The following is a 9,028-nucleotide window of genomic DNA, read 5'->3' on the forward strand; positions in this document are numbered from 1 at the left end:
GGTGGACGCCCCCGAGGGTCCGCCGGCCCGGCTCTGGGACCGGATGCGTGACGACCCGCAGTACGCGCCGGAGCACCTTGCCCTGGAGGCGGTGCGCCGCCTGGGGCCGGAAGCCGCGCAGTGGGCAGCCCGGGCCCGTGCCGAGCAGCCCGGCGTTTCCGCCGACGCCCTGGCCGACCAGGCGGCCCGCAAGTTCGTCAACCTGGCCCGACTGTCCGGCGCGGTCTCCGGCGCGGCCGGGCTCCCCGGCGCGGTGATCGACGTGGGCGTGCTGGCCTGGACCCAGGCGCGGATGGCCCTGCACATCGCCGCCGCGTACGGCGTCGACCCCCTGCACAGCGACCGGGCCACCGACCTGTTGGTGCTCCAGCGGGTGCACAAGGTCGCCGAGAGCGCCAGGCTGGCGCTCGGCGTGGCCGCCGGGCGGGAACGCGCCGACGCGCTCTTCGGCCTGGGCGGTCAGCGTCCGCTGGGTCGGGTCATGCTGCAACTCGGCGTCCGGCTGGCCCAGATGGCCGGCGTCCGGGCCGCGAAACGGATGGTCGCCAAGATCGTGCCCGGTGCGGCAATCGTGCTCGGCACCTGGGCCAATTCGTCGGCCACAAAGGATCTCGCCCAGCGGTCCCGGGCGCTCTACGGCTCCCGCGGCAACGGCGTCCCGGAGCCGCGCCAACCCTGACGGCCCGTCCGGGCCGTCAGCTGGCCAGGCCGGAGGAGCGCCAGGTCACCTCGGCGATCCGGCCCTGGCCGGTGGCGTTGGGGTGGAACCAGTCCAGCGGGTTGAGCAGGTCCAGGGTGAATCGGACCTTGTGCAACGCGCCGCCGTCGTGCCGGCACCGTGATCCGTACGCCCGGCAGGCCGCCTTCAACTCGGCGTTGTAGGCGTCGATCCGGTCCCGGACGGCGGCCCGGCGCGCCCGGTCGGCGGGCGCGGTCGAGGTCGCCTCGGCGAGCAGGGCCGGGCAGATGCCCCGCCGCCACGCGCGGGTGGCCCGTTCGTCGTCGTGCCCGACCTCCCAGAGCCGGTACAGGTCGGGGATGCTCACCACCAGCACCCGGGCCTTGGGCCGGCCGGTCCGCAGGACCCGCAGCCCTTTGTCGACGTCGGCCCGGAACTGCGCCACCGGTGTCATCGCGTCGACCCCGCCCCGACAGACGTCGTTGGCGCCGATCAGCACTGTGACGTAGTCGGCGCGGTCGCGTACCGCCGCCTGGGCCTGACCGACGAGGGCGTCCGCGCGGGCGCCGGGACGGGCATGGTTGTACGTCCGGTCGCGGATCGCCGAATTCTGTTCGAGCAGCCGCCGGTAGTGGCTCTGCACCCGCAGCCCGTCCCCGGTCGACCAGGAGTTGCGCTCGCAGGAGGTGAGCACCAGGCAGGAGGCGAAGCCGGTGCTGATCGAGTCGCCGAGAGCGGCGATGCCGCCGGGCCCGGTCGACGGCCTGCCGCTCGTGGTGGGACGGGGCTCCGCGGAGTTGCCGCCCTCGCAGGCCAGTGCGACCAGCGCCGCGAGACAGGCCAGTGCGGCGACCCAGCGTCGAGGCATGACGTCTCCCGTTCCCGCAGCACAGAGCGACAGCGCGGTAACTCTATGCGCAGGATGTGGTTGGCCGGGAAGTTGCTGTCGGGTATGCGGCAGAGTGCCGACGCGGAAGCCGTAGAGGTGCTATGCGTCCCGCCACGGTGCCCGTTGACCGTGCAGCCACCAGTGCAATGCCCGGGTGATCCGAGGCAGCACCAGATAGGTCATCAGCGGGGTCAGGCAGAGCGTCATCAGCAGCACCCGGGCCGCCAGCGGCATCGCGTCGAGGAAGCGGCTCGTCAGCAGGGTGGCGGTCAGGCTCAGGGGGAAGAACGCCAGCCAGATGGTCACCGCCTGCTTCCAGCGGGGCGGCGACGGGGGCGGGGCCAACTCCACCGGGTCCACCGAGTGCTCCAGCGGCCTGTCGAACCAGCCCTCGATCCCGGTACGCCGCTCCACCCGGGTGTGCTCGACGATGCCCTGCGCCGAGCTGAGCCACCAGTGCCGCTGCGGCGACTCCTCCCACCGGCGCAGCGTCTCGGCGTCGGCGAAGCGGTAGAGCATGTGCCACTCCGGCGAACCGGGCCCGCTCTGCACCCAGCCGGCGCCGAGAAACCCGGGGAACGCCTCGGCCAGCGCCGTGCCGGCCCGCATCCAGGCCACCATCTCGCTGGCCCGGCCGGGATCGACGCGGCGGGCGATGGAGACGGTCACCGGCACGGCGAGGGTCATTGACATACGCCCATCCTGCGGTCGACCGGGGCCGCGGCGCGAACGGATGTGCCGGAGCACACCGGCGGGCGCGGGTGTGCAGGCGCGCGGTACAGGTTAATCCGGCCGATCGGGGGTAGCTCCGTAAGCATGACGAGATCGCAGCCCCGGCGCGCCCGTGGCACGGTCGGCCATGCGAACAGCGCGTTGAACCTTCGGCTCACGCTCGCCAGCTTCGGGTTGGTGATCATGGTGCTCTTCGCGGTGCTGGCGTTCTGGGCCGGCATCGCCTGGCTCGGCGTACTCTGCGCGATCTTCGCCGTGGTCGCCGTGGTCGACCTGGTCGTGATCCAGCGCCGCCGCGCCGCCCGCCGCCGCGAGGAGCCGGGCGTACGACACTCGTTGTTCGAGTGACAGGAGGACGGAATGCCCCACATCGCCACCACCAACCCCGCCACCGGACAGGTGCTCAAGACCTATGAGGCGATGTCCACCGAGCAACTCGACGACGCCATCGAGCGCACCGACCTCGCGTTCCACCAGCTGCGGGCGACGACAGTCGACCAGCGCGCCCAGTGGATGAACGCCGCGGCCGACCTGCTGGACGCCGAGCGCGACGAGATCGCCCGGATCATGACCACGGAGATGGGCAAGACGTACGTCGCGGCGCAGGCCGAGGTGACCAAGTGCGCCACCGCCGCCCGCTTCTACGCCGACAAGGCCCCCGCGTTCCTCGCCGACGAGCCCGCCGACGCCGACGCCGTGAAGGCCACCCGGGCGTTCATCCGCTACCAGCCGATCGGCGTGGTGCTCGCGGTGATGCCGTGGAACTTCCCGCTCTGGCAGGTGATGCGCTTCGCCGCCCCGGCGCTGATGGCCGGCAACACAGGCCTGCTCAAGCACGCCTCGAACGTGCCGCAGACCGCGCTGCTGCTGGAGGACGTGTTCCGGCGAGCAGGCTTTCCCGAGGGAGCCTTCACCACAGTGCTGGTCGACTCGGAGGCCGTCGACCACATCCTCAGCGACCCCCGGGTACGCGCCGCGACGCTCACCGGCAGCGAGCCCGCCGGCCGGTCCATCGCGCAGATCGCCGGACGGGAGCTGAAGAAGACCGTCCTCGAACTCGGCGGCAGCGACCCCTTCGTGGTGATGCCCTCGGCCGACGTGGACCGGGCCGCCGAGGTTGCCACCACCGCCCGCTGCCAGAACAACGGCCAGTCCTGCATCGCCGCGAAGCGGTTCATCGTGCACACCGACGTGTTCGACGCCTTCGCCGAGAAGTTCGCCGCCAACATGGCCGCGCTGCGCGTCGGCGACCCGATGGACCCGAACACCGACGTCGGGCCGCTGGCCAGCGAGCGTGGCCGCGACGAGGTGCACGCCCAGGTCAGCGACGCGGTCGACAACGGGGCGACGGTGCTCTGCGGCGGCGAGCGGCCGAACGGCGACGGCTGGTTCTACCCGCCGACAGTGGTCACCGACCTCACCCCGCAGATGCGGATGTGGTCCGAGGAGGTCTTCGGCCCGGTCGCCGGCCTGTTCCGGGTCTCCTCGTACGAGGAGGCGATCGAGGTCGCCAACGGCACCAGCTTCGGGCTCGGCTCGAACGCCTGGACCAGGGACCCGGCCGAGCAGGAGCGCTTCGCCACCGACCTGGACGCCGGCAACGTCTTCATCAACGGGATGACCACCTCGTACCCCGAGTTGCCGTTCGGCGGTGTGAAGAACTCCGGGTACGGGCGGGAGCTGTCGGCGCTGGGCATGCGGGAGTTCTGCAACACCAAGACGGTCTGGGTGGGCGAGGGCACCGCCTCGGCCGGCGCGGGGGCACACGCGGAATAGGGCACGCATCAGGCGACGCGGACGTGGGTAGGAGGTGTGCCCATGACGTCGTTCGGCTTTCACGCCTCGCATGAGCAGATCGGTCCGCGCGCCCTCCTGGAGGCGGTGATGCACGCCGAGCGGGCGGGCTTCGACGCCGCCATGTGCTCCGACCACTTCTCCCCGTGGAGCTCCCGGCAGGGCGAGTCCGGCTTCGCCTGGTCCTGGCTGGGCTCGGCGTTGCAGGCCACCGGCATGCCCTTCGGCGTGGTCAACGCGCCCGGCCAGCGGTACCACCCGGCGATCATCGCGCAGGCCATCGGCACCCTCGGCGCGATGTACCCGGGCCGGTTCTGGGCGGCCCTGGGCACCGGCGAGGCCAGCAACGAGCACATCACCGGCGACCCGTGGCCCCGCAAGGACGTGCGCGCCGCCCGGCTGCGGGAGTGCGTCGACGTGATCCGGGCCCTGCTGGCCGGCGAGGAGGTCAGCCACGACGGCCTGGTCCGGGTGGACCGCGCCAAGCTGTGGACCCGCCCCGAGCAGCCGCCCGCGCTGGTCGGCGCCGCCGTCAGCGTGGCCACCGCCCGCTGGTGCGCCGAATGGGCGGACGGGCTGATCACCGTGAACGCCCCGGTGGAGCACCTGCGCGAGATGATCGACGCGTACCGGGACGCGGGTGGGCGGGGGCCGCTGCACCTCCAGGTGCACGTCTCCTGGGCGCCCGAGCAGGCCCAGGCCGAGGCGCTCGCGTACGACCAGTGGCGCAGCAACGTCTTCGCCCCGCCGGTCTGCTGGGACCTGGAGACCGTCGAACACTTCGACGTGGTCTCCGCCGACGTGCCGGCGCAGCGGGTCGCTGAAGTGGTGAACGTGTCGGCGGACCTGGGTCGGCACGTCGGCTGGCTGGAGGAGTACGCGCAGCTCGGCTTCGACCAGATCGCCCTGCACCACGTCGGGCAGGAGCAGCGCGGCTTCATCGACGCCTTTGGCGCGGAGGTGCTGCCGAAGTTGCGCCCGGGCGGCTGATCGAGGCCGGAACCGGCGTACCCCTAGGCTCGTACCCCATGGAAAGCCTGTTTCCGGTCGTCGTCTTCCTGGCGATCGCCACCCTGGGCGCCGCGTTGGCCCGCCGGCTCGGCCTGCTCGCGCCGATCGTGCTGGTCGTCCTCGGCCTGGCGCTCTCGTTCGTGCCGGGCTTCCCGCAGGTGCACCTCGAGCCGGAGTTGGTGCTGGTCGGCATCCTGCCGCCGCTGCTCTACGTGGCCGCGCTGGAGACCTCGGTGCCGGCGTTCAAAAACAACATCCGGCCGATCCTGCTGCTCGCGGTCGGCCTGGTGTTGTTCACCGCGTTCGTGGTCGGGTTGGTGCTGCACCTGCTGTTGCCGCAGCTGCCGTTCGCGATCTGCCTCGCCCTCGGCGCGGTGGTCGCCCCACCGGACGCCGTGGCCGCCACGGCCGTCGCCCGTCGGGTCGGGCTGCCCCGCCAGGTCGTCACCATTCTGGAGGGCGAGAGCCTGGTCAACGACGCGACAGCGCTCGTGCTGCTGCGGGTCGCGACGATGGCCACCATCGGCTCGGCCGTCGGCGCCGACAAGATCGCCATCGAGGTGCTGCGGTCCACCGGCGGCGGCATCCTGATCGGGGCGCTCGGGGCGCTGGTGTTCGGCTTCCTGCATCGGCGGATCACCGACCCGCTGCTGGACAACGCGCTGTCGTTGATCATCCCGTTCGCTGTGGTGTTCACCGCCGAACACCTGCACGCCTCCGGTGTGGTCGCCGTTGTCGTCACCGGCCTGGTGCTCGGGCACAAGCTGCCCCAGCTGCTGTCGGCGGCGTCCCGGTTGCAGATCGGCGCGTTCTGGCGGCTGGTCCGTTTCCTGCTGGAGGGCCTGGTCTTCCTCCTGGTCGGGCTGCAACTGCGGGAGGTGTTGCGCGACCTCGACGAGCCGATCGGCTCGCTCATCCTGATCACCTTCGCGGTGCTCGCCACCGTCTTCCTGACCCGGTTCGTCTGGCTCTTCCCGGCCACCTACCTGGCCCGGTTGGTCCCCCGGGTGCGCCGCCGTGACGCCCGGCCGTCACCGAAGTTCCCGATCATCATCGGCTGGGCCGGCATGCGGGGCGTGGTGACCCTGGCCGCCGCGCTGGCCCTGCCGCTGACCCTGGCCGACGACAAGCCGTACCCCAGGGCGTTGTTGATCTGGCTGGCCTTCGCCGTGATCGTTTTCACCCTGGTCGGCCAGGGCGCCACCCTGCCACTGGTCGCCCGCCGGTTGAAGCTGCCACCGGACGACGCGGTGCAGGACGCGCTCTCCGCTGCCGCCGTGCAGCAGCAGGCCAGCAAGGCCGCTCAGGACCGCCTCGACGAGTTGGCCGACGGCGCACCGGATGCGGTGGTGGACCGGCTACGCCGAGCGGTGGCGGACCGCACCAACATGGCGTGGGAACGGCTCGGCGGCAACGAGCGGGAGACCCCGTCGCAGGCGTACGGTCGGCTGCGGCAGGAGATGATCGACGCCGAGCGGGACGTGTTCCGGGCGGCCCGGGACTCCGGTCGGATTCCTGAGGAAGTGTTGGTGCAGGCCTACCGTGACCTGGACCTGGAAGAGTCGTTGCTGCGAGAGGTTGAGAAGTGAGCTGTCAGCACCTGACCGAGGCCGGTGCCGCCGAGCCGCGTACCCCCGACGAGTGCGCGGACTGCGTCGCCATCGGCGACACCTACTGGGTGCACCTGCGCACCTGCCTGACCTGCGGGCAGGTCGGCTGCTGTGACTCGTCGCCGAACCAGCACGCGAGCAAGCACTTCGCGTCCACCGGCCACCCGGTGATCCGCTCGGCGCAGCCGGGCGAGGCCTGGCGCTGGTGCTTCATCGACGAGGAGATCGGCTGATCGTTCGCCGTCGGCCGTCGGCCGGGTCGGGCACGGTGGGCGGGACGGGCGTCGCCAGGCCGGGTTCAGCGGCTGATGACGTCGACGAGACGTTCGGTGGCGAGGCAGGAGACGAGGCAGCGTTCCTTCGCGTCACCGCTCAGCCGGGCGGTCCAGTCGGTGAGGCCGCCGTCGCCGATCTCCAGGCTGCCGTTCAGGGCGGTGATCCGCAGGGCGCAGCCCGTGTAGTAGCCGCGACCGCGAGATCGCTCCGGTTCGTCCACGAGCGGCACCGCACCTGCGTCGACTGCCGGTCGGACCATGTCGGCCAGCCGCTCCCGGACCGTCTCGTTGTCGAACGTGGTGACGTGCAGTTGAGGCGCGGCGGCCGGTGCCAGCTCGGCGAGGACGGTCTGCCAGTAGGTGAGGTGCCGGACCAGCAGCCGGGCCTGCGTGTCGCCCGAGCCGGTGTCCCGGGCGCTGGAGACCAGGGCGAAGAGCCGGAAGTGCGCCGACGCGGCGCTGCCGAAATCCTGCGCCCGCAACACCCGGTGGGCCGCGGCCAGATGGACCTCGCTCTGTCGGCGGCGACGTACGGCCGCCTCGATGGCGAGGGCGTTTGTGGGATCGCTCAGCACCTCGCTGGCGCGCATCGTGGTGACGATCCTGTTCTGGCTGACCGGTGCGACAGCCGAGCAGGCGCCGACCGGTACGACCGGCGACAGTTCCACCCCGGCGACGTCGGCGGGCAGCAGTTGCCACATGCGGGCCTCCACCCGCGCGAGCGCGCGCGGGTCGGCGCGAGCCGGGCGGACGAAGCGGTCCTCGCGCCACCGTCGTACCACTTCGGACGGCCGCGCTGTCGCCGCCCGGTCGCGGGCCACGCTCAACAGCAGACTGCGCAGGTCCGCGCCGGAAAGCCCGGACAATGCGCTGCGGGACCCGGCCGGCATCGCCGCCCACACCCGACGCTCCGCGCCAGTCAGATCACCACCGGCCAGATCACCGCCAGTCGATCCACCGCCAGCCAGATCATCGTCAACCAGACCGCTGCCATCCATGGCGTCACCATGGCCCACTCGGCGCGTCCGATCCACCGCTTTTGCCGCGTGCCGGTGATTCGTCCACGTCATCAGCTCGACAGCGCCGGCCGCAGACACCCTGCCGGCGTGCCCCGAACTGTCCTGCGGAGCGCCACACCGCCACCGCTGTGCAGCCACCCATCAAGTGATCATCCAAGCCTGCCGGCTGCGCGTACCCCCGCCTATGCTTCACCGACGATGTGAGCGTCGACGGGGGACGGACATGATTGACACTGTCATCTTCGATGTGGGTGGGTCGATTCTCGACGAGTCCCACGAGTTCGCTGCCTGGGCCGACTGGCTCGGCGTGCCCCGGCACACCTTCTCGGCGGTCTTCGGTGCGGTGATCGCCCGGGGTCTGGACTATCAGGAGACGTTCCGGGTCTTCCGGCCCGACTTCGATCTCGCCATCGAGCTGGAGCGTCGGGCGACGGCCGGCCAGCCGGAGTCGTTCGCCGAGGAGGATCTCTACCCGGACGCGCGGGGATGCCTGAAGTCCTTGAAGGACCAGGGCCTGTTCGTGGGCCTGGCCGGTAACCAGCCGGCTCACGCGGAGGCGACCCTGCGCGATCTCGACCTTCCGGTGGACGTGATCGGCACGTCGCACGGGTGGGGTGTGGCGAAGCCGTCACCGGCGTTCTTCGAGCGGGTCGTCGCCGCGGGCGGTGGTGTCGCGTCGTCGATCCTGTACGTCGGCGACCGGCCCGACAACGACGTGCGCCCGGCCCTGGAGGCGGGCATGAAGACGTGCCTGATCCGACGCGGTCCGTGGGGGCACATCCTCGACGCCTCCACGGTGGCCGAGCGGTGCCTGTTCCGGATCGACTCGCTCGACGAACTCCCGAGCCTGGTGGCCGAGCACAACGCGGCCGGCGGTTGACCCGCCGGCCGCGCGAAGCGTGCGGTCCTGGTGGCCGCCCGTACCCGGGCGGGCCCCCCGGCGGGGGGGAGGTGAGCCAGGCGGCCCCCCCCGTGTCGGGGAACCGCGCGGGGCGCGGGGCCCACCAGGGGATGTAGAA

General features: G+C 71.8%; 10 protein-coding genes. 7 read left to right on the top strand and 3 right to left on the bottom strand.

Annotation, left to right across the window (positions count from 1 at the left end; all coding sequences use genetic code 11):
* Position 1: 1 nt before the first annotated feature.
* Positions 2-679 (top strand): EcsC family protein, encoded by a 678-nt coding sequence (locus AB0B48_RS29755; protein ID WP_357207255.1) that lies wholly within the window; start codon positions 2-4, stop codon positions 677-679.
* Positions 680-695: 16 nt separating this feature from the next.
* On the opposite strand, the gene AB0B48_RS29760 is transcribed toward AB0B48_RS29755, so the two are convergent.
* Both AB0B48_RS29760 and AB0B48_RS29765 read right to left on the bottom strand, forming a co-directional pair.
* A complete protein-coding gene (locus tag AB0B48_RS29760) occupies positions 696-1,547 on the bottom strand; it encodes a GDSL-type esterase/lipase family protein (protein ID WP_357207257.1) in 852 nt (283 codons plus the stop codon).
* 120 nt (positions 1,548-1,667) lie between these two features.
* The gene (locus AB0B48_RS29765) at positions 1,668-2,261 is read right to left on the bottom strand and encodes an antibiotic biosynthesis monooxygenase (protein WP_357207259.1); all 594 of its coding nucleotides are present in this window, start codon (positions 2,259-2,261) and stop codon (positions 1,668-1,670) included.
* 123 nt (positions 2,262-2,384) lie between these two features.
* Here AB0B48_RS29765 and AB0B48_RS29770 point away from each other — a divergent pair, with 123 nt between their 5' ends.
* The 5 genes from AB0B48_RS29770 to AB0B48_RS29790 are packed head-to-tail and all read left to right on the top strand — an operon-like array spanning position 2,385 to position 6,948.
* Positions 2,385-2,648, top strand: a complete 264-nt coding sequence (locus AB0B48_RS29770) for a DUF6343 family protein (protein WP_091401582.1) — start codon at positions 2,385-2,387, stop codon at positions 2,646-2,648.
* 12 nt (positions 2,649-2,660) lie between these two features.
* Positions 2,661-4,076: an NADP-dependent succinic semialdehyde dehydrogenase gene (locus tag AB0B48_RS29775; protein ID WP_357207261.1), complete on the top strand. Its 1,416-nt coding sequence runs from the start codon at positions 2,661-2,663 to the stop codon at positions 4,074-4,076.
* 42 nt (positions 4,077-4,118) lie between these two features.
* Entirely contained in the window at positions 4,119-5,084 is a 966-nt protein-coding gene (locus AB0B48_RS29780; protein ID WP_355007188.1) for a TIGR03885 family FMN-dependent LLM class oxidoreductase, read from the top strand.
* A 38-nt stretch (positions 5,085-5,122) separates the two neighbouring features.
* Positions 5,123-6,694: a Na+/H+ antiporter gene (locus AB0B48_RS29785; RefSeq protein WP_357207263.1), complete on the top strand. Its 1,572-nt coding sequence runs from the start codon at positions 5,123-5,125 to the stop codon at positions 6,692-6,694.
* Positions 6,691-6,948 carry a UBP-type zinc finger domain-containing protein gene (locus tag AB0B48_RS29790; protein ID WP_357207265.1) on the top strand — a complete coding sequence of 86 codons (258 nt, stop codon included), beginning with the start codon at positions 6,691-6,693 and terminating at the stop codon, positions 6,946-6,948. Before AB0B48_RS29785 ends, AB0B48_RS29790 begins: the two co-directional genes overlap by 4 nt.
* A gap of 65 nt (positions 6,949-7,013) precedes the next feature.
* On the opposite strand, the gene AB0B48_RS29795 is transcribed toward AB0B48_RS29790, so the two are convergent.
* Entirely contained in the window at positions 7,014-7,988 is a 975-nt protein-coding gene (locus tag AB0B48_RS29795) for a hypothetical protein (protein WP_357207267.1), read from the bottom strand.
* Positions 7,989-8,232: 244 nt separating this feature from the next.
* On the opposite strand from AB0B48_RS29795, the gene AB0B48_RS29800 reads away from it, so the two are divergent.
* Positions 8,233-8,889 (top strand): HAD family hydrolase, encoded by a 657-nt coding sequence (locus AB0B48_RS29800; RefSeq protein ID WP_357207269.1) that lies wholly within the window; start codon positions 8,233-8,235, stop codon positions 8,887-8,889.
* The last annotated feature ends 139 nt before the right edge of the window (positions 8,890-9,028 follow it).

Origin of the sequence: Micromonospora sp. NPDC049089, assembly GCF_040648775.1 — a bacterium.
In the GTDB taxonomy this organism is placed as follows: domain Bacteria; phylum Actinomycetota; class Actinomycetes; order Mycobacteriales; family Micromonosporaceae; genus Micromonospora.